At 67.6% G+C, this 19,859-nt stretch carries 15 protein-coding genes; 11 read left to right on the forward strand and 4 right to left on the reverse strand.

Annotated elements, in window-relative coordinates:
- Positions 1-72 precede the first annotated feature (72 nt).
- The gene (locus AC3WP6_RS04220; protein ID WP_492626544.1) at positions 73-1,275 is read right to left on the reverse strand and encodes a serine hydrolase domain-containing protein; all 1,203 of its coding nucleotides are present in this window, start codon (positions 1,273-1,275) and stop codon (positions 73-75) included.
- A gap of 378 nt (positions 1,276-1,653) precedes the next feature.
- Here AC3WP6_RS04220 and sucC point away from each other — a divergent pair, with 378 nt between their 5' ends.
- From sucC to AC3WP6_RS04240, 4 genes are all read left to right on the forward strand, one after another.
- Entirely contained in the window at positions 1,654-2,814 is a 1,161-nt protein-coding gene (gene sucC, locus AC3WP6_RS04225) for an ADP-forming succinate--CoA ligase subunit beta (RefSeq protein ID WP_492626545.1), read from the forward strand.
- Between the two features lie 14 nt (positions 2,815-2,828).
- Positions 2,829-3,701 carry a succinate--CoA ligase subunit alpha gene (gene sucD, locus AC3WP6_RS04230; protein ID WP_492626546.1) on the forward strand — a complete coding sequence of 291 codons (873 nt, stop codon included), beginning with the start codon at positions 2,829-2,831 and terminating at the stop codon, positions 3,699-3,701.
- 119 nt (positions 3,702-3,820) lie between these two features.
- The gene (bioA, locus tag AC3WP6_RS04235) at positions 3,821-5,113 is read left to right on the forward strand and encodes an adenosylmethionine--8-amino-7-oxononanoate transaminase (protein WP_492626547.1); all 1,293 of its coding nucleotides are present in this window, start codon (positions 3,821-3,823) and stop codon (positions 5,111-5,113) included.
- 59 nt (positions 5,114-5,172) lie between these two features.
- On the forward strand, positions 5,173-6,858 hold the full coding sequence (locus AC3WP6_RS04240; RefSeq protein WP_492626548.1) for an NAD+ synthase: 1,686 nt from the start codon (positions 5,173-5,175) through the stop codon (positions 6,856-6,858).
- A gap of 108 nt (positions 6,859-6,966) precedes the next feature.
- Here AC3WP6_RS04240 and AC3WP6_RS04245 read toward each other — a convergent pair whose 3' ends face one another.
- Positions 6,967-7,830 (reverse strand): outer membrane protein assembly factor BamD, encoded by an 864-nt coding sequence (locus tag AC3WP6_RS04245; protein ID WP_492626549.1) that lies wholly within the window; start codon positions 7,828-7,830, stop codon positions 6,967-6,969.
- A gap of 81 nt (positions 7,831-7,911) precedes the next feature.
- On the opposite strand from AC3WP6_RS04245, the gene rluD reads away from it, so the two are divergent.
- From rluD to AC3WP6_RS04260, 3 genes are all read left to right on the forward strand, one after another.
- A complete protein-coding gene (gene rluD, locus AC3WP6_RS04250) occupies positions 7,912-8,883 on the forward strand; it encodes a 23S rRNA pseudouridine(1911/1915/1917) synthase RluD (protein WP_492626550.1) in 972 nt (323 codons plus the stop codon).
- Between the two features lie 38 nt (positions 8,884-8,921).
- Positions 8,922-9,674: a peptidoglycan editing factor PgeF gene (gene pgeF / locus AC3WP6_RS04255; protein WP_492626551.1), complete on the forward strand. Its 753-nt coding sequence runs from the start codon at positions 8,922-8,924 to the stop codon at positions 9,672-9,674.
- A 70-nt stretch (positions 9,675-9,744) separates the two neighbouring features.
- Positions 9,745-11,253, forward strand: coding sequence for a peptide MFS transporter (locus AC3WP6_RS04260; RefSeq protein ID WP_492626552.1), 1,509 nt, complete (start codon positions 9,745-9,747; stop codon positions 11,251-11,253).
- Positions 11,254-11,362: 109 nt separating this feature from the next.
- Here AC3WP6_RS04260 and AC3WP6_RS04265 read toward each other — a convergent pair whose 3' ends face one another.
- Both AC3WP6_RS04265 and AC3WP6_RS04270 read right to left on the reverse strand, forming a co-directional pair.
- Positions 11,363-12,619 (reverse strand): polyhydroxyalkanoate depolymerase, encoded by a 1,257-nt coding sequence (locus AC3WP6_RS04265; protein ID WP_492626553.1) that lies wholly within the window; start codon positions 12,617-12,619, stop codon positions 11,363-11,365.
- Positions 12,620-12,761: 142 nt separating this feature from the next.
- On the reverse strand, positions 12,762-13,295 hold the full coding sequence (locus AC3WP6_RS04270; protein WP_492626554.1) for an RDD family protein: 534 nt from the start codon (positions 13,293-13,295) through the stop codon (positions 12,762-12,764).
- On the opposite strand from AC3WP6_RS04270, the gene xerD reads away from it, so the two are divergent.
- The 4 genes from xerD (at position 13,276) to AC3WP6_RS04290 (ending at position 19,852) form a co-directional block, all read left to right on the forward strand.
- Complete coding sequence (xerD, locus tag AC3WP6_RS04275; protein ID WP_492626555.1) at positions 13,276-14,211, forward strand: site-specific tyrosine recombinase XerD; 936 nt, start codon at positions 13,276-13,278, stop codon at positions 14,209-14,211. The two genes, AC3WP6_RS04270 and xerD, sit on opposite strands and share 20 nt — an antisense overlap.
- Positions 14,212-14,288: 77 nt before the next feature.
- Positions 14,289-15,095 (forward strand): DsbC family protein, encoded by an 807-nt coding sequence (locus tag AC3WP6_RS04280; RefSeq protein ID WP_492626556.1) that lies wholly within the window; start codon positions 14,289-14,291, stop codon positions 15,093-15,095.
- 87 nt (positions 15,096-15,182) lie between these two features.
- Positions 15,183-19,100 (forward strand): phosphoribosylformylglycinamidine synthase, encoded by a 3,918-nt coding sequence (purL, locus tag AC3WP6_RS04285; protein ID WP_492626557.1) that lies wholly within the window; start codon positions 15,183-15,185, stop codon positions 19,098-19,100.
- Positions 19,058-19,852: a hypothetical protein gene (locus AC3WP6_RS04290; RefSeq protein ID WP_492626558.1), complete on the forward strand. Its 795-nt coding sequence runs from the start codon at positions 19,058-19,060 to the stop codon at positions 19,850-19,852. The genes purL and AC3WP6_RS04290 overlap by 43 nt, the downstream gene beginning before the upstream one ends.
- Positions 19,853-19,859 lie beyond the last annotated feature (7 nt).

Genomic DNA, 19,859 nt, shown 5'->3' on the forward strand with positions numbered 1-19,859 from the left:
CCCGATCCGTCAGGTGCAGGCAAACGGCGCGTGCCTGGCATGCGCCGTTTGCTTTGAGGGGAATGGGCCTAGCTAGCTTCCGTGGTGTTTGTGGCTTGCCGTGTGTGCAGGCGCGATGCTTGCGACTGGCGGGCTTTCGAGCCCGGCCCAGTCGACGTGCGGCAGTCCCAGCAGGCCGTCGAACACCATCGGCATGAGCCCGCTCGGCATCGCGCCGTTGGCGTTCCACAGGGTGACGACGCCGGCGCGGTAGCGGGGAAAGAAGCCGATCATGGTGCGGTAACCGGCCACCGCGCCGGCGTGATAGATCAGCGTTTCGCCGCCATAGGTGTAGACGCGCCAACCGAGCGCGTAATGCGCCGCGCTGAGCCGCGCACGACGCCACGGCGAGGCGTGCAGCTCACTCGGCGTGACTACGTCGGGGGTGTGCAGCCGCTCGAGCAGGTTGGCTGGCAGCACGTTGCGCCGGCCACCCATTTGCGCGATCAGCCAGCGCTCCATGTCGCGGATGCTCGCGTTGACGCCGGCCGCGGGGGCGAGCTGATAGTAGGTTTCGTTCGGCGTGAACGACAGCCAGCCGTTGCCCGCCGCGCGGTGCGGACGGGCCCAGCTCGGACTGGATTCGAGGCCGTCCAGTCCGTAGCTGGCGTCGCGCATGCCGAGTGGCTGGAACAGGTTGTGTTTGACCAGTTGCGGGAAGGTCTTGCCAAGGCGCGCGGCCAGCACGTTGCCGATCAGGCTGAAGGCAACGTTCTCATAGCCGTAGCAGGCGCCGGGCGCACAGATGGGATCGACCTCGGCGAGGCGTGCGATGAGATCCGCATACGGCACGCCGGCTTCGAGCAGGTTGTCGTAGGCGTTGTTCGGCAGACCGAGACGCTGGCCGAGCACATCGGCGACGGTGGCGGCATCGGTATCGGCAGTGTCCTTCAGCCGAAAGTCGGGCAGCACGTCGACGAGCCGGGTGTGCCAGTGCAGGTCGTGGCGATCCACCAACAACCCGGTCAACGCGCTGGCGAAGGCCTTGGACAACGACGCGAGGCGAAACACGGTGTCCGGAGTAACCGGCGTCTGGGTCGCCACGTCGGCGTAGCCGAGCGTGCGCTCGAATACCACTTTGTCGTCGATCACCACGGCGGTGGCGAGGCCGGCGGTACCGTCGCGCGCGGCGAGCTCATCCAGCCAGCGTTGATAGTCGGCGAGCGTTGCGGTGACACGGTCGGCCGGCAATTCCGTAGAGGCGGCGCCGACGGCTGGGGTTGGCGGTACAGCCACGTCGGCGTCTTGCGCGGCTGACGTGGCAGCACACGACAAGGCGACCGCGCAGGCAAACGCGAGGGAAGCAAGGCGGAGTGGCATGGTTCGACAACGGGTCAAGAACGGCGCGCAACGCGCCCGGGAAGCCGTCCGTTGGCGTCGAGATGAGGCGATTTTGCGGCAGTTTGCCCATGCCGACAATGCGCCACCGGGCCCGGCACTTTCCATTGCGTACCAGTTCCGCGAAAATGAGCGGCCGTGCAGCGCGATTTTTCCCTCGGGGCATGACGCGCGCATGACATGCCGGTGGCGCGTTGCGACGCCGTCCGCTCCCTGAGGTTCGCGTTGCATTTGACGCTGCGCAGCCTTGTTTCCCCGTTCGCTCGAGGCTATCGAATGAATTTCCACGAATATCAGGCCAAGGCACTGTTCGCGCAGTACGGCATTGCCGTGCCGCCCGGCAAGGTTGCCAACTCTCCCGACGCCGCCGTCGATGTGGCGAAGGAGCTTGGCGGTTCCCAATGGATGGTGAAGGCGCAGATCCACGCCGGTGGCCGCGGCAAGGCGGGCGGCGTGAAGTTCTGCAAGAGTCTCGACGACGTGCGCGCCGCGGCCAAGGGCATGTTGGGTACACGCCTGGCCACCTACCAGTCGGCCGGCCGCGCGCTGCCGGTGAACCTGGTGCTGGTCACCGATGCCACCGACATCGCCAAGGAGTTGTATCTCTCGGTGCTGGTCGATCGCGCCTCGAAGACGGTGTCGTTCATCGGCTCGCCGCGCGGTGGCATGGACATCGAGCAGGTCGCCCGCGAGAACCCGGAAGACATCCACACCGTCGCGGTCGATTTCGTCGAAGGCCTGCAGCCCTACCAGTGCCGCCAGCTTGGCTTTGCGATGGGGCTGGAGCCCAAGCAGGTCAGCCAGCTCACCAAGATCATGCTGGGCCTGTACAAGCTGTTCAACGAGAAGGATCTCTCGCTGATCGAGCTGAACCCGCTGGCGATCCTGGTCGACGGCAAGCTCGCCGCACTGGACGGCAAGGTCAACTCCGACGACAACGCCGAGTTCCGCCACCCTGATCTGGCCGCGATGCGCGATCTGACCCAGGAGGACGCCGCCGAGGCAGCTGCGCAGCAGTCGAACCTCAACTACGTGACGATGGACGGCAACATCGGTTGCATGGTCAACGGCGCCGGGCTGGCGATGGCCACCATGGACGTGATCAAGCTGGCGGGCGGCGAGCCGGCCAACTTCCTCGACGTGGGTGGCGGCGCAACCAAGGAGCGCGTGACCGAGGCATTCAAGCTGATCACCTCCTCGGACAAGGTGCGCTGCATCCTGGTCAACATCTTCGGCGGCATCGTCCGCTGCGACATGATTGCCGAGGGCATCATCGCCGCGGTCAAGGAAGTGGGGCTCAAGATTCCGGTCGTGGCGCGCCTGCAGGGCACCAACGTGGAGAAGGGCCGCGAGCTCTTGGCCAATTCCGGTCTGGCGATCACGCCGGCCGACGATCTCAACGACGCGGCGCAGAAAGCCGTCGCCGCCGCGAAGTGAGGAGCGCTTAAAACATGTCCGTACTCATCAACAAAAACACCAAGGTGCTCGTGCAGGGCCTGACCGGCCAGCAAGGCACCTTCCATGCGCAACAGGCGCTGGATTACGGCACCCAGGTCGTCGGTGGCGTCACCCCGGGCAAGGGCGGCAGCAAGCACATTGGTCTGCCGGTGTTCAACTCCGTTGCCGAGGCGGTGGACGAAACCGGCGCTGACGCATCGGTGATCTTCGTGCCGCCGCCGTTCGCGGCCGACTCCATCCTCGAAGCGGTCGACGCCGGCATCCGCGTCGTCGTGGCGATCACCGAGGGCATCCCGGTGCTCGACATGCTGCGCGTCAAGAACGTGCTGGCGCAGCACCCCGAGACCGTGCTGATCGGGCCGAACTGCCCCGGCGTCATCACCCCGGGGGAGTGCAAGATCGGCATCATGCCGGGCCACATCCACCAGAAGGGCCGCGTCGGCGTGGTCTCGCGTTCGGGCACGCTGACCTATGAAGCGGTGTTCCAGACCACCAACGAAGGCCTCGGCCAGAGCACGGTGATCGGCATCGGCGGCGATCCGATCAACGGCCTCAACTTCATCGACTGCCTGAAGCTGTTCCAGGATGACCCGCAGACCGAGGGCATCATCATGGTCGGCGAGATCGGCGGCAGCGCCGAGGAAGACGCCGCCGAATTCATCAGCGAATACGTCACCAAACCGGTGGTGTCGTTCATCGCCGGCGCCTCGGCCCCGGCCGGCAAGCGCATGGGCCACGCCGGCGCGATCATCTCCGGCGGCAAGGGCACCGCCGCGGCGAAGTTTGCCGCTCTGGAGAAAGCCGGCGTCACCACCGTGAAGTCGCCGGCCGACCTGGGCAAGGCGCTTGCCAAGCTGATGAAGTAAGCGGGGTTCGTCGTGCTCCATGCAAAGGCCGCGCATCGCCGCGGCCTTTGCTTTGTTCGGGATTTGGGATGCGAGATTCGGGGCGCCGTGAAACCCGACCGGCATTCGCAAGGACATTCATGCGCACCGACTACTTTGACCAAGCCCACCTTTGGCACCCTTACAGCGCATTGGGTGGCCTGCCTGCGCTGAAAGTGGCGCGCGCCGAAGGCGTGCATCTGGTGCTGGCCGATGGTACGCGCCTGATCGACGGCATGGCCTCGTGGTGGTGCGCGATCCACGGCTACCACCATCCGGTGCTCGACCGCGCGATCACCGACCAGCTCGGCAAGATGGCACACGTGATGTTCGGCGGGCTCACCCACGAGCCGGCGATCGAACTCGGCAAGCTGCTGCTTTCCATCGTGCCGAAAGGGCTGGACGCGGTGTTCTACGCCGACTCCGGCTCGGTCGCGGTGGAGGTGGCGCTGAAGATGGCCATCCAGTACCAGCACGCGATGGGGCGCCCCGGCAAGGCCAACATCGCCACCGTGCGCTCGGGCTACCACGGCGATACCTGGAACGCGATGTCGGTGTGCGATCCGGTGACCGGCATGCATGGGCTGTTTGGCCCGAGCCTGCCGCAGCGACGCTTCGTGCCGGCGCCGCGGACGCGTTTCGGCGAGGCGTGGGATGCCAGCGACATCGAACCGCTCGCACGACTCTTCGCCGAGCACGCCGACGAACTGGCCGCGTTCATCCTCGAACCGGTGGTGCAGGGCGCCGGCGGCATGCGCTTCTATCACCCGCGATACCTCACCGAGCTTGCGCGCCTGTGCCGCGCGCATGACGTGCTGTTTATCTGCGACGAGATCGCCACCGGCTTCGGCCGCAGCGGCAAGCTCTTCGCCAGCGAGTGGGCCGCCATCACGCCGGACATCCTGTGCCTCGGCAAGGCGCTGACCGGCGGCTACCTCACGCTGGCCGCCACCTTGTGCACGCGCGCGGTGGCTGACGCTATCGGCCACGCCGAGCCGGGCGTGTTCATGCACGGCCCCACCTTCATGGCCAACCCGCTCGCCTGCGCGGTGGCGCTCGCGTCCACCCGCCTGCTGCTGGCGGGCGACTGGCAGGGCAACGTGGCGCGCATCGAGTGCTCCTTGCGCGAACGGCTGGCGCCGGCGCGCGAGCTGGAACACGTGGTGGATGTGCGCGTGCTTGGCGCCATCGGCGTGATCGAACTCGATGCCCCCCTTCGGCTTGATCGCATCCGGCAACGCATGCTGGCGCAAGACATCTGGATTCGCCCGTTCGGCAAGCTGGTCTACGTGATGCCGCCGTACGTGATCGACGATGCCGAGCTTGCGGTGTTGTGTGCGGGCATGCTGGCCATTGTCGCCAGCCTCGAAGCCGCGGATTTCCGCCCGGCGTGATGCGCAGCGGGCAAGGGGCGTCGGTAGAATGCCGACTCTCCCCACGATGTTGATGGCTCATGGTCGACCGCTTCCGTTTTGCGCTGGCGCAGCAGGATTTCCCGGTTGGCGCGGTCGCTGCGAACGCGGCGCGCGTGCGCGAGCTGATGCGCGCGGCGCAGGCAGGCGGTGCCGCACTGGTCGCGTTTCCTGAGCTGACGCTTGCCGGCTATCCACCGGAAGACTTGCTGCTGCGTCCGAGCTTTCTTGCCGCGTGCGCGCGCGAGCTGGAAGCACTGGCGGCCGACACCCACGACATCGCCGCGTTTGTCGGCTACCCGCACAGCGCGGGTGAGGTCTACAACGCGGCGGCGCTGCTGCGCGACGGCGCGGTCGAGGCCGTGGCACACAAGCAGGCGTTGCCGAACTACGGCGTGTTCGACGACCAGCGCTATTTCCGCGCCGGCCATGAAAGCGTGGTGGCCGAGATCGATGGTGTGCACGTCGGTTTCCTGATCTGCGAGGACGCCTGGCAACCCGAGCCGGCGGCCGCGGCGGCGCGCGACGGCGCCGAGCTGCTGGTCGTCATCAATGCCTCGCCGTGGGATGGCGAGAAGACCGCTGCGCGGGAGGCGGTGCTGGTGGCGCGCGCGCAGGAGACCGGCTGCGCCATCGCCTACGTCAACCTCATCGGCGGCCAGGACGAAGTGGTCTACGACGGCAGCTCGCTCCTGGTGAATGGCGATGGCAGCATCGCCGCGCGCGCACCGGCCTTCGTCGATGCGCTGTTGTGGGCGACGTTCGACCCGGCAAGCCGCACGCTGACGGCGGATGGTTGGCCGCAGGCGACAGATACCTCGCCCGAGGCCGTGCTGTATGCGGCGCTGGTGTGCGGCATTCGCGACTACATCGACAAGAACGGGTTTCCCGGCGTGCTGCTCGGGCTCTCCGGCGGCATCGACTCGGCGCTCACGCTGGCGCTCGCGGTCGATGCGCTCGGCCCCGCCCGCGTCACCGCGGTGATGATGCCCAGCCGCTACACCTCGCAACTCTCGCTCGACGGCGCGCGGTCGCAGGCGCGGACGCTGGGCGTCGCCTACCACGTGATCGACGTTGAGCCGGCAGTCGGTTCCTTCATCGACGCGTTGACGCCGGCTTTCGCCGGCAAGGGCGCCGACACCACCGAGGAAAACCTGCAGTCGCGCACCCGTGGCGTGATGCTGATGGCGCTCTCCAACAAACACCGCCTGCTGCTGCTCGCCACCGGCAACAAGAGCGAGATGGCCGTGGGCTACGCCACCCTCTACGGCGACATGTGCGGCGCCTACGCCCCGCTCAAGGATGTGTACAAGACGGTGGTGTATGCGCTGGCAAGGTGGCGCAACGGAGCAGCGAATAGGGAATCGGGAGTAGGAAATAGGCAGAGCAGCGATGCGGCGAGCTTTTCAATTCCCGATTCCCGATTCCCGATTCCCTCCGCGGTTATCGACCGCCCACCTTCCGCCGAGTTGCGCGCGGACCAGACCGATCAGGATACGTTGCCGCCGTATGAGGTCCTGGACGCGATCCTCGAGCGCTTCATCGAGCATGAGGAGTCACAGGCCGAGATCGTGGCGCACGGCTTCGATGCCGAAGTGGTGCGGCGCGTGGCACGATTGGTGATCGCCAACGAGTTCAAGCGTCGGCAATCCGCCCCCGGTCCGCGCGTGACCACCCGCGCCTTCGGCCGCGAGCGGCGGTATCCGATCACATCGGGGTGGCGGTAGCCGAACGAGCCGAGACTCGGGATGGGAGATGCGTGATTCGGAAGAGCAGCGCGCCAACAGTCGCCAAGGCTTAGCCGAATCCAAAATCCCGCATCCCCAATCCCGTCATCAATGATGGCGCACGAACGGCACCATCCGCCGCCACATCGCCATCTCGTGCGGCCACTTCGGATCGGTGAGGTACGGGTGGTTGGGGTAGTTCAGGGCCAGCACCTTGCGGGCCTGCTCGGCCTGATCCTTCTGGCCCAAGGCAAGGTAGCTGCGGGTGAGGATGGCCAGCGCGTCGCCCGTTTGCGGCGCCTGCTGGTAATGCTCGATCACGTATTGCGCGCGGTCGGCGGCGCCGATGTAGACGCGGTTGTGCAGGTAGAATTCCGCCACGTTGATCTCGTACTGCGCCAGCACGTTGCGCAGGTAGATCATGCGCTGGCGGGCATCGGCGGCATAGGCGCTGTTCGGAAACCGGCGCGAGAGCTCGGCGAAGTCGTCGAACGACTGCAGGTTGAACGCCTGATCGCGCCGCGACTGCGCCTCTTCGTTGTGCGAGAGGCGATCCATGAAGCCGGTGGTGCGGTCGAAATTGATCAGGCCGCGCAGGTAGTAGGCATAATCGGCGTGCTTGTTCGCCGGGAAGGTCTTGATGAAGCGGTTGACCGTGGACAGCGCATCGTCGGGCTTGTTGTCCTTGTATTGCGCGTAGGCCAGCTCGAGCTGCGCCTGTTCGTTGTATTCGCCGGACGGGAAGCGCGCGATCAGGCGTTGGTAGTCCTTGATGGCGGCGGTGTAGTCGGCATGTTCGAGCGAGGTGTGCGCCTTGGCATACAGCTGCGGCAGCGGCATGGTGTCCACGTTGTCGCGCTTGTGGAACCATGAGCAACCGCTCATCGCCAGCGCCAGCACCAGCACCACGAAAGCCTTGAGGCAGGTTCCGGCGGGTACCGGCAGCTTGGACGAGTCGATTGAAAGACGCATGTAAAGGGTTCAGATGTTTGAGCGAAAAAGCATCATAGCCGAAACCGGCAAGCCCCCGCGGGGCACGACGGGAGTGGCCGGATGACCACGGTTCACCATGAAACCACGGTGCCGCTGGCGGCAGCCGGGCGTCGCTTTGACCAGACGCTGGCCGAGTTGTTCCCGGATTACTCGCGCTCGCGGCTGGCGACGTGGATCAAATCCGGGGCGGCCACGCTGGACGGTGCGGTGGCGCCACCACGGTATCTGGTGCGCGGCGGCGAGGCCGTGCGGCTGATGGCCGAGCTGGCGACCGAGGTGAGCGATGCCCCGGAGGCGATCCCGCTCACCATCGTGTTCGAGGACGAGCACCTGCTGGTGATCGACAAGCCTGCCGGGCTGGTGGTGCACCCAGGTGCTGGCAACCCTTCGGGCACCGTGCTGAATGCGCTGCTGGCGCACGACGGCGGCCTTGGCGAGCTGCCGCGCGCTGGCATCGTGCATCGGCTGGACAAGGACACCTCCGGGCTGATGGTGGTGGCCAGGACGCTGCCGGCGCAGACCGCGCTGGTGGACATGCTCACGCGCCACGACGTGCACCGGCAGTACGCCGCCGTGGTGCTTGGCGTGCTGGTGGCCGGCGGTACGGTGGATGCGCCGATCGGCCGCAGCATGGGTGACCGCCTGCGCCAGGCGGTACGCGACGATGAAACCGGCAAGCACGCGGTCACCCATTACCGCGTGCGCGAGCGGTTCCGTGGGCACAGCCTGATCCAGTGCAACCTGGAAACCGGCCGTACACACCAGATCCGCGTGCACCTGACCCACATCGGCCACCCGCTGGTGGGCGATCCGCTGTACGGCGGCGGCCTCAAGCTGCCGCGCCGCGCCGGGCCGGAGCTGGCGTCCGCACTGCGTGGCTTTCGCCGTCAGGCGCTGCACGCGGAGGAACTGGCGTTCACCCACCCGATCACCGGCGAGGCGATGCGTTTCAACGCGCCGTTTCCAGCCGATTTCGTTGCCTTGCTGGATGCCTTGCGGCGTGATCTGGCCGAGCAGGGCGCCGAAGACTGAATGTGTCGCCGATTCCCGAACTCCGAACCCCACACCCCGTGTCCCAAGCCTTCCTGATCCCCGACTGGCCCGTACCGCTGCATGTGCACGCGGCGGTGAGCACGCGCGAGCTTGCCGGGTGTTCGGCGCCGCCGTTTGGCCACGCCAACCTCGGCACGCGCAGCGGCGAGTCGGCTGACGTGGTGCAACGCAATCGCGTTGTCCTGCGCGATGCCTTGGGCCTGCCTGCCGAACCGCGCTGGCTGCACCAGGTGCATGGACGGCATGTCGTCGCCCAAGGTGCCGTGCCGCCCGGTGCTGAGCCGGAGGCCGACGCCGCGGTGACGCGCCTGCCCGGCACCGTGCTGGCGATCCTCACCGCCGATTGCCTGCCGCTGCTGTTTGCCAGTGCGGATGGCAGCGTGGTTGCAGCAGCGCACGCTGGCTGGCGCGGGCTGGCGGCCGGGGTGATGGAGGCGACGCTCACGGCGATGAGCTGCGCGCCGTCACAGGTTGTTGCCTGGCTCGGGCCGTGCATCGGCGGGCCATCGTACGAAGTGGGCGAGGAAGTGCGCACCGCATTCGTTGACCATGCGGCCAGTGCGGCGGCGTGTTTCGTGCCGACCCGGCCCGGGCATTGGCACTGCGACCTGGCGGCCCTCGCGCGCCAACGCCTCATGGCAGCCGGCGTTGCGGGCGTGCATGGCGGCGGTTTCGACACCTACACCGACCTGCGGTTTTATTCCTATCGGCGCGAAGGCGCGCGTAGCGGGCGCTTTGCCAGTCTGGTCTGGATTGACGCCCGCGGTTGACCTCGGCCCGCGCTGCCGGTACATCTGGCGGTCGCAAATTGTTGCGGTCAGCTGACCGCCGAGGGCAACCATGGGCGACACGACTCTCTCCGCGCCAGCCGGCGCGCCGGCCGATTACCCGCAGTTCCTCGGCCACCCGCGGCCGCTGTGGATGCTGTTCATGGCGGAGTTCTGGGAACGCTTCGCCTTCTACGGCATGCGCTGGGCGCTCACGCTGTACATCGTGGCGCAGTTCTGGGGCGGCGACGACGCGGGTCAGGCGGACGCGAGCCGCACCTACGGCGCCTATCTCGCGCTGGTGTACGCCACGGCGGTGTTTGGCGGTTATGTGGCCGACAAGGTCATCGGCTACCAGCGCTCGATCCTGGTCGGCGCGGTGGTGATGGCGGCCGGGCTGTTCATGGTGATGGTGCCGAACCACGAGGTGTTCATGCTGGGCTTGGCCACCATCATCGTCGGCAACGGCCTGTTCAAGCCGAACATTTCCTCGATGGTGGGCCAGCTCTACGCGCCGGGCGATTCGCGCCGCGACCGCGGTTTCACGCTGTTCTACATGGGCATCAACGCGGGGGCGCTGATTGCGCCGGTGCTGACCAGCGTGTTGGCCAACAAGGTGTTCGGCACGCCGGGGCACCACAACTATCACGTGGTGTTTGCCGCCTCCGGCATCGGCATGCTCATCAGCCTGGTGTGGTTCTGGTTCGGCCGTCGCCAGCTGGGGGCGGTGGGACGCCCGGCGCCGGAGCAGCAAGCCAAGGCGCGCGTGGGCTATGTGGCGCTGGGCGTGCTGGGTGCGATACCGCTGGTGTGGCTGCTGATGGACAAGGCCGGCGCGGTGGCGATCCAGTGGCTGCTGACTGCGCTGTTTCTCGGCGTCGGCGTGCTGCTGGTGGTGGAGGCGCTGCGCACCGGCCGGGTGGCGATCCAGCGCGTGGTGGCGATGCTCATCATCTTCGCCTTCAACGTGCTGTTCTGGATGTTCTTCGAGCAGGCCGGCAGCTCGTTCAACTTTCTCGCGCAGCACATCGTCGACCGCAACCTCGGCGGCTGGGAGTTCCCGATCGGCTGGTTCCAGTCGGTCAACCCGGTCGCCATCGTGCTGCTCGCGCCGCTCGTCACCCTGGTGTGGGGCGCGCTCGACAAGCGCCGCATCGAGCCGTCCATCCCGCGCAAGTTCGGCCTCGGCCTGATCGGCAACGCGCTCGGTTTCGTGGTGCTGATGTACGCGCTGGCGAACTTGGTCGACGGCAACGGCATGATCCCGTTGTGGACGCTGGTGCTGTGCTACGTGCTGCAGACCGCCGGCGAGCTGTGCCTGTCACCGATCGGGTTGTCGATGGTGACCAAGCTCGCGCCAGTGCGCGTGGTCGGCGTCGGCATGGGCGGCTGGTTCCTGTCCACCGCCATCGGCAACAACCTCGCCGGTTTGTTCGCCGGTCACGTCAGCGGCGAGTCCGGGATGACGGTGGGCTCGGCATTGGCGGGCTACACGATGGGCTTCTGGATCCTGCTTGGCGGTGGCGTGTTGCTGTTCCTGCTGGCGCCGCTGATCAACCGGTTGATGCACGGCGTGCGCTGATCCCGGTTGTGGGCCGGGATTCATCCTGGCCCACATAGACAGCATGTGGCTGTGCGGGCGCCGCAGCCTGCGTGGCGACAGTGACGTTTGGACGTCCGCCTGCCTGGCGTTACTTCCGCGGTGCGCGGTCGAATTGGCGGATGAAATCGCGCACCTGGGGATACACCACGTCGCGCCAGCGGCGGCCGCTGAAGATGCCGTAGTGGCCGGCACCCTCGATCACCTTGTGGGTGCGGCGTTTGGCCGGGATGCCGCTGCACAAGTCGTGGGCGGCCTGGGTCTGGCCGCGACCGGAGATATCGTCGAGCTCGCCTTCGACGGTGAGCAGCGCGCTGGTGGTGATGGCGGCCGGCGTGACGCGTTCGCCTTCGACATCCCACAGGCCGCGCGGCAGCAGAAACTGCTGGAACACGGTGTCGATGGTCTCGAGGTAGTACTTGGCCGGCATGTCGAGCACGGCGTTGTATTCGTCGTAGAACTTGCGGTGCGCGTCGGCGTCTTCGAGGTCGCCGCGCAGCAGATCCTGGTAGTAATCCCAGTGCGAATGCAGATGACGGCTGGGGTTCATGGCGATGAACCCGGCATGTTGCAGGAAGCCAGGGTAGACCTCGCGGCCGTGGCCGGGGTAGTTCGGTGGCACGGTGTGGATGACGTTGCCGCGGAACCATGCAAGCGGGTGGGTGGTGGCAAGGTTGTTGACGCTGGTCGGGCTGCGGCGCGGGTCGATCGGGCCGCCCATCATCACCATGCTGCGTGGCGTGGGCTCGCCGCGCGCGGCCATCAGCGACACCGCGGCCAGCACCGGCACCGTCGGTTGGCATACCGAGATGACGTGCAGGGTTTCGGCGCCGATCTCGCGGATGAAACGCTCGATCAGGGTGACGTAATCGGTCAGGCTGAAAGTGCCGGCCGCGGCTGGCACCATGCGCGCGTCGACCCAGTCGGTGATGTAGACCTTGTGGTCGTGCAGCAGGGTGCGCACGGTGTCGCGCAGGAGCGTGGCGTGGTGGCCGGACAGCGGCGCCACCACCAGCACCACCGGGTCGTGCTTCATGGTCTCGATGGTGGTGGGGTCGTCGCTGAAACGCTTGAAGCGCTTCAGCTGGCAGAACGGCGTGTCCAGCTTGACGCGTTCGATCACCGCGATTTCGTGGCCGTGCGCCTGTGCCTGATGGATGTCGAACGCGGGCTTTTCGTAATCCTTGCCGAGCCGGTGCATCAGCTCGAAGCTGGCCGCCATGCGCTGGGTTGCCGGCCACTGTGCAAACGGATTGCCAGGGTCGCCCAACACTTGCGCGCTGGCATCGGCAAAGTGACTGAGCGGGCCGAGCACGGCGCGTTGCCATTCGTGGATCTGATAAAGCATAGGGGTGTCTGACCGCAAGACGAAAGCAGGAATTCTAACGCAGTGCAGCAAGAGTGCCGACAACGTACCAGTCAGGTAATCGTCTGTGCGGTCAAAGACTTGAGTGGAGCCCCACGTTGGCGATGGGTGGGCGGCGCGGGCGTCAACCTAGGCGCCATACCTCGCTGTCTGCCGCGATGTCGTGCAGGGCGCGGCGGCGGGGGTCGAACATGGCGAAGGCAAACCAGATGACCCATGCGCCGACGAGCAGCCACGGTGTGGCGCGGGCACCGGCAAGGGGTTCGATCAACAGCAGGCCCAGGGGCGCGGCGCCGACGAGCAAGCGAACCACGGCCTGCTGCAGGCTGATGGGCGTGCCGTCGTCGCGGCTGACGCGGATGCGCCAGGCGCGCATGCCGAGGGTTTGTCCGCCACGGTGCCACGAGGCGACGAAGTAGCCGGCCACCACGGCGCCCTGCAGCGCCTGGTACCAGAGCGGCACGTGCACGCGCGGGCCGGTCTCGATCAGCCTGCCGCCGGTGGCGAGCTGGCAGGCGAGGCCGACCACCATCACGATCGCCACCGTGATCAGCAGGTCGTAGGCCAGCGCCGCAAGGCGGCGCCACAACGGGCAGGGTTGGAAGGCAGGGCTCATGGGCTTGCGCTCGCCACGCGCAATGCCGAGCATCGTGCGCATGCAGAAAACCGAAACGACCCCCAGTATTGCGCAGGCGGATGCCGCCAGCATTGCGGCGTTCCTCGAACGCGTGTGGTCGGAGGATGGCCTGGCCGACCGCACGCTGGCGGCGTACCGCAGCGACCTGGAGATGCTGGCGCGCTGGCTCGCTGCGCGTGGACGCAATCTGCATGATGCGCAGCGTGCCGATATTTCGGCGTTTCATGGCGCGCAGCGGGCATCGGTGCGGTCGCTGGCGCGGCGGCAGTCGGCATTCCACCGGTTCTACGCACAGCTTGCGCGCGACGATCCGGGTTTCGAGGACCCGACGCTCCTGATCGAGCGCCCGCACATGCCGCGCAGCCTGCCCAAGGCCCTGGCCGAACGCGAGATTGAGAACCTGCTGGCCGCACCGGATACGGCAACGCCGTTCGGCGTGCGTGACCGCGCGATGCTGGAGCTGATGTACGCCTCGGGTCTGCGCGTGTCCGAGCTGGTGAACCTGCCGCTGGCTGCGCTCAATTTGCGTCAGGGCGTGCTGCGCATCACCGGCAAGGGCGGCAAGGATCGCCTGGTGCCGGTCGGCGAGATCGCCGTGCACTGGATCGAGACCTATCTTGCCGGCGCGCGGCCGCTGCTCGCGCACGGGCGCCAGCCGGCGGCGTTGTTTCTCAGCCAGCGCGGCGCGGCCATGAGCCGGCAAATGTTCTGGACGCTGGTGAAGCGCTATGCGCTGGTGGCGGGCATTGTCGCCACGCATATTTCGCCGCACGTGTTGCGGCACTCCTTTGCCACCCACCTCTTGAACCACGGCGCCGACCTGCGCGCGCTGCAGATGCTGCTTGGGCACAGCTCGCTCAGCACCACGCAGATCTACACTTACGTGGCCAAGGAAGGCCTGAAACGCCTGCACGCGCAGCACCATCCGCGCGGGTGAGACCCACGCCCGGCCGCGGCTGCGACGGCCATGCGACAATCGCCGCCCAACTGATCGACGCGGCCCCGAGGTAGACGATGTTCAAGCGACTGTTGCTGGCCGTGCTTGCCGGCGGGTTCATGCTGACCGCGTGCGCGGCGGATACCGGCAGTGCGGCGCTGGCCGCCACCGGCGCCAAGGCGGAGGCGCCGCTACTCGGGGTCGGTGTGGACCAGGCTGCCGTCACGCTGGTGCGGGGCGCGCTGGCGAAGCTCGCCCCAGGGGTCCAGCTGGCGGTGGTCAACCGCGCGCCGCTGCCCGGTTTTTATCAGGTGATTGCTTCGGGCCAGCTGGTGTACATCAGCACCGATGGCAAGTACCTGTTGAACGGGGACCTGGTCGACCTGGACGCGCGCATGAGCCTCAACGACGACGCGTGGGCGAGCTACCGCAAGATCGAGCTGGCGAAGGTGCCGGCGGCCGATCGCATCAGCTACGCGGCGGCCAAACCCGGATACCGCGTTACCGTGTTCACCGACGTGGATTGTCCGTATTGCCACGCCTTGCACGACCGCATGGACGAGTACACCAAGGCCGGCATCGCGGTGGATTACCTCGCCTGGCCGCGCACCGGCGTCACCGACGCCGCCGGCCGGCCAACGGCCACCTACCGGAAGATGGTGGCAGTGTGGTGCGCGGCGGACCGCAAGGCGGCGTTTACCGCCGCGAAAAACGGCCAGCCGGTGTCCGCCCCTGACTGCAAGAACCCGGTGCGCGACGAGTTCAAGCTGGGCGAAAGGCTGGGCGTCAGCGGCACGCCGGCGATCTTCACGCCGGGCGGGCATCTGGTTGGCGGTTATCTCACGCCCGAGCAGCTGTTGGCGGTACTGCAAAAGGAAGGCTAGGAGCATGGGCGCGGATTTGCCGTGCTGCAGCATCGCCGGGGGGCATCGGCTAGAATAGGCGTTTTCCTGGACTGCGCCGTTTCCCGCATGATCGTTTTTGACGGGCAGACCGCCCTTTCGAGTTTCCGTCTCGAGCGTTTGAACACGCGCCTGGGCGCCGTGCACCGCGGTACCCGGGTGCTTGCCGCGTGGTCGGTGTATTTCATCAATGCGGATGCCACGCCCACCGGCGTGCAGCGCCAGCGCCTGCTCGACGTGCTGCAGGCGAAGGACGGCGACCCGGCTGCCGCCACGCTGTGGGTGGTGCCGCGGCTGGGCACGATCTCGCCGTGGTCGAGCAAGGCCACCGAGATCCTGCGTGGCGCCGGCTGCGAACTGCGACGGGTGGAGCACGGCACGGCGTGGCAGCTCGCCGGCCTGCCGGAAGCCGATACGCCGGAACACACGGCGGTGCTGGCGCTGCTGCACGATCCGATGACGCAGTCGCCGTTGACCACACTGGCGGCGGCGCAGGGGTTGTTCCTGGGCGGCCAGGCCGGCGCGCTGGTGCACATCGCGTTGGGTGCGGACGCCAAGGCCGCGCTGGCGGCCGCAAACCAGCGGCTGGGGCTGGCGCTGGCCGAGGATGAAATCGACTACCTTGCCGAGCGCTACGCGGAACTTGGTCGCGACCCGAGCGACGCCGAGCTGTTCATGTTTGCGCAGGCCAACTCGGAGCATTGCCGGCACAAGGTGTTCAACGCCACCTGGACGGTGGATGGCGAGGCGCAGGACAAGTCGCTGTTCGCGATGATCAAGCACACCCACGAGCACGCGCCGGCGCACACCTTGTCCGCGTACAAGGACAACGCGGCGGTAATCGCTGGCGCCGAGGGCGCGCGGTTCCTGCCCGATGCCGACGGCGTGTGGCGCGCGCACCCGGAAATGATCGACTACGCGATCAAGGTGGAAACCCACAACCACCCGACCGCGATCGCGCCATGGCCGGGTGCGGCCACCGGTGCCGGCGGCGAGATTCGCGACGAGGGCGCCACCGGCCGCGGCGGCAAACCCAAGGCCGGCATCACCGGGTTTTCGGTTTCTGACCTGCGCATTCCCGGCCACCCGCAGCCGTGGGAAACCGAACGCCCACTGCCGCCGCGCATGGCCAGCGCGTTCGAGATCATGCGCGACGGCCCGCTCGGCGCCGCCGCGTTCAATAACGAATTTGGCCGCCCGTGCCTGGGTGGCTATTTCCGCAGCTACGAACACGAAACCGGCGAGCCCGGCCTGCGGCGCGGTTACGACAAGCCGATCATGTTGGCCGGCGGCATCGCCAACCTGCGTCGCGACCAGGTGCAAAAGCGCGCGGTGCAGCCCGGCCAGGCGGTGATCGTGCTGGGCGGGCCGGCGATGCTGATCGGCCTGGGCGGCGGCGCGGCCTCCTCGGTCGCGGCCGGCAAATCCAGCGCCGAACTCGATTTTGCCAGTGTGCAGCGCGACAACGCCGAGATGGAACGCCGCTGCCAGCAGGTGATCGACGCCTGCTGCGCGCGCGGCGACGCCAACCCGATCGTCAGCATTCACGATGTCGGTGCCGGCGGTTTGTCCAACGCCATTCCGGAAATCCTCAACGACGCCGGTGTCGGCGGTGAGATCGACCTGGGCCGCGTGCCGTGCGACGACCCCACGCTGTCGCCGATGCAGATCTGGAGCAACGAGGCGCAGGAGCGCTACGTGCTCGGCATCGCCCAGGACAACCTCGCCGCATTTGAAGCCCTGTGCCAGCGCGAACGCTGCCCTTACGCCATCGTCGGCACCGCCACCAAGGACCGGGTGCTGCGCGTCACCCGTGTCCCTCGGCCCAACAACCTCGCGAGCCCCGGCTCTGCCGAATCCCGAATCCCGGATCCCGAATCCCGTGAGGTCATCATCGACCTCCCCATGGATGTGCTGTTCGGCAAGCCGCCGCGCATGCATCGCGATGCGGTACGGGTGAAGCCGCGCGTCGACCTGGTGCCCGACCTCACCGGCATCAGCCTGGACGAGGCGCTGCTGCGGGTGCTGCGCCTGCCCACCGTGGGCAGCAAGAGTTTCCTGGTCACGATTGGCGACCGCACGGTGGGCGGTTTGAACCATCGCGACCCGATGGTCGGCCCATGGCAGGTGCCGGTGGCCGACTGCGCGGTGACCATGATTGATTTCCAGGGCTATCGCGGCGAGGCGATGGCGCTGGCCGAACGCGCGCCGGTGGCCGTGCTGTCCAGCCCGGACGCCGCGCGGCTGGCGGTGGGCGAAGCGCTCACCAACCTGGCGGCGGCGCCGGTGGCCAGCTTGTCCGACGTGCGCCTGTCGGCGAACTGGATGGCGGCCGTCAACCATGCCGGCGAAGACGCCGCGTTGTACGACGCGGTGCGCACCGTGGGCATGGAATTGTGTCCGCAGCTCGACATTTCCATCCCGGTCGGCAAGGACTCGTTGTCGATGCAGGCGCTGTGGCAGGACGGCGAGCAGGCGCAGCGCACGGTGTCGCCGGTGTCCCTGGTGGTGACCGCGTTCGCGCGGGTGGACGACGTGCGCCGTTCGCTCACGCCGCAACTGCGTTGCGACCGCGGCGACAGCGACTTGTGGCTGCTCGATCTCGGTGCCGGCCACGATCGCCTTGGCGCTTCGGCGCTGACCCAGGTGTTCAACCGTGGCGGCGGCGTGCCGCCGAATCTCGACGACGCCGCTTTGCTCAAGGCGTTTTTCGATTTGGTGCAGGAGGCGAACCGCGCCGGCCTGCTGCTGGCCTATCACGACCGCTCCGACGGCGGTCTCATCGTGACCCTGCTGGAGATGGCGTTTGCCGGCCATTGCGGGCTGGAAATCCGGCTGGACGGCTGGGGCGAGGCGACGCTGCGCGCGCTGTTCAACGAGGAGCTTGGCGCGGTGGTGCAGGTGGCGACGAACCATCGCGACGCGTTTGCCACGCTGGTGGCCAAGCACGGGCTGGACAGCATCGCCCACCGCATTGGCCGGCCGAAGGAGAAACTCGGCATCAAGCTTTACGTGGGCGGCGACGTGCTGTGCAAATGGCACTGGGGCACGCTGTACGCCGCGTGGAACGACACCACCCACGCCATGCAGCAGCTGCGCGACAACCCGGCCAGCGCCGATGCCGAACACGCCTGGCGGATGGATGACGCCGACCCCGGCCTGTCGCCGCGGCTGGGGTTCAACCCGGCGGACAACGTGGCCGCGGCGTACATTGCCACCGGGGTGCGCCCGCGGGTGGCGATCCTGCGCGAGCAGGGCGTCAACGGCCAGGTGGAAATGGCCGCCGCCTTTACCCGCGCCGGTTTCGATGCAGTCGACGTGCACATGACCGATCTCGCCAGCGGCCGCGTGCGGCTCGGCGATTTTCGCGGGTTTGCGGCGTGCGGCGGGTTTTCCTACGGCGATGTGCTCGGCGCCGGGCGCGGCTGGGCGGCATCGATCCTGTACAACGACCTGCTGCGCACGCAGTTCACCGCGTTTTTTGCCGATGCGTCCAAGTTTGCGCTGGGGGTGTGCAACGGCTGCCAGATGCTCAGTCAGCTCAAGGACATCATCCCGGGCGCCGCGCACTGGCCGCGCTTCTTGCGCAACACCTCCGAGCAGTACGAATCGCGCGTGGCGACGCTCGAAGTGCTCGATTCGCCCAGCCTGTTTTTCCAGGGCATGGCCGGTTCGCGCATTCCGGTCGCGGTGGCGCATGGCGAGGGCCGTGCGTTCTTTGCCGGCGATGCCAACCCGGCCAAGGCCCAGCCGGCGGTGCGCTTTGTCGACAACCGCGGCAAGCCCACCGAGAGTTTTCCGCTCAACCCCAACGGCTCGCCCGGCGGGCTGGCCGGCTTCACGGCCGCTGACGGCCGGGTGACGATCCTGATGCCGCACCCGGAACGGGTTTACCGTACCGTGCAGCTCAGTTGGGCACCGGATGGGTGGGGCGAGGAGTCGCCGTGGCTGCGCATGTTCCGCAACGCCCGGGTGTGGTGCGGTTAGACCCCGCCCACCCGCCGCGCCGCTGGCCGTCATGGCTGCCGGCGGCGCTGTGGTTGCTGCTGCTGGCCGCGCTGCCATGGTGGCTCGGCCTGCCGTTGCTGCTGGCTTGCGCCGGCATGTTGTTGTGGCGGGCGCAAGCGTGGCCGTGGTCACCGCCGGCCTTGCGGCGTGCGTTGCGTTGGGGTTTGCCGGGCTGGTTGCTGGCCACCCTGCGCGCCGATGGCCTCGACGCCCTGGGGTGGCTCATGACCCTGCTTGCCGCGCTCGTGGGGTTTTCGCTTTTGGTGCTGCTGGAAAACTGGCTGGATCGTGCCCGGTCGCGCGCCGCCGCGCAGGCGGCGCAGTCGGACGACCAGGCGGAGTGGCCGCAGCTTGCACTGCGGCCGGTGGCACCACCAGCCAACATCATCGAACTCGATCCGGTGTGCTGGCAGGATTTGCGCGCAGGCGCGCTGGCTGACCCGCTGGGCGGCACGCTGGCTTGGCAGGGCGATGCCTTGGCCTTGCCGGGTGGCGGCAGTGTGGCCGGGGTCGAGCCACGCTGTGCGCATGCGGCCGATGGCCGTTGGCTGGCACTGCCGCTGCGGCATCAACGCGGCGTGCTGCTGCTCGATCGCCGGCGCGGTGAGCGTTATCGTTTGCGCGGCTGGCACCTCGCCGGCTGGCACGCCGGACAACCGTGGTTGGCACGCGACGACGAGCACGCGCCGCTCGCCATTGCCCACGTGCTGGGCCGCGACGTGGACGATTGAATCCGCC

This window comes from Rhodanobacter sp. FW106-HT46G03, from assembly GCF_058789895.1.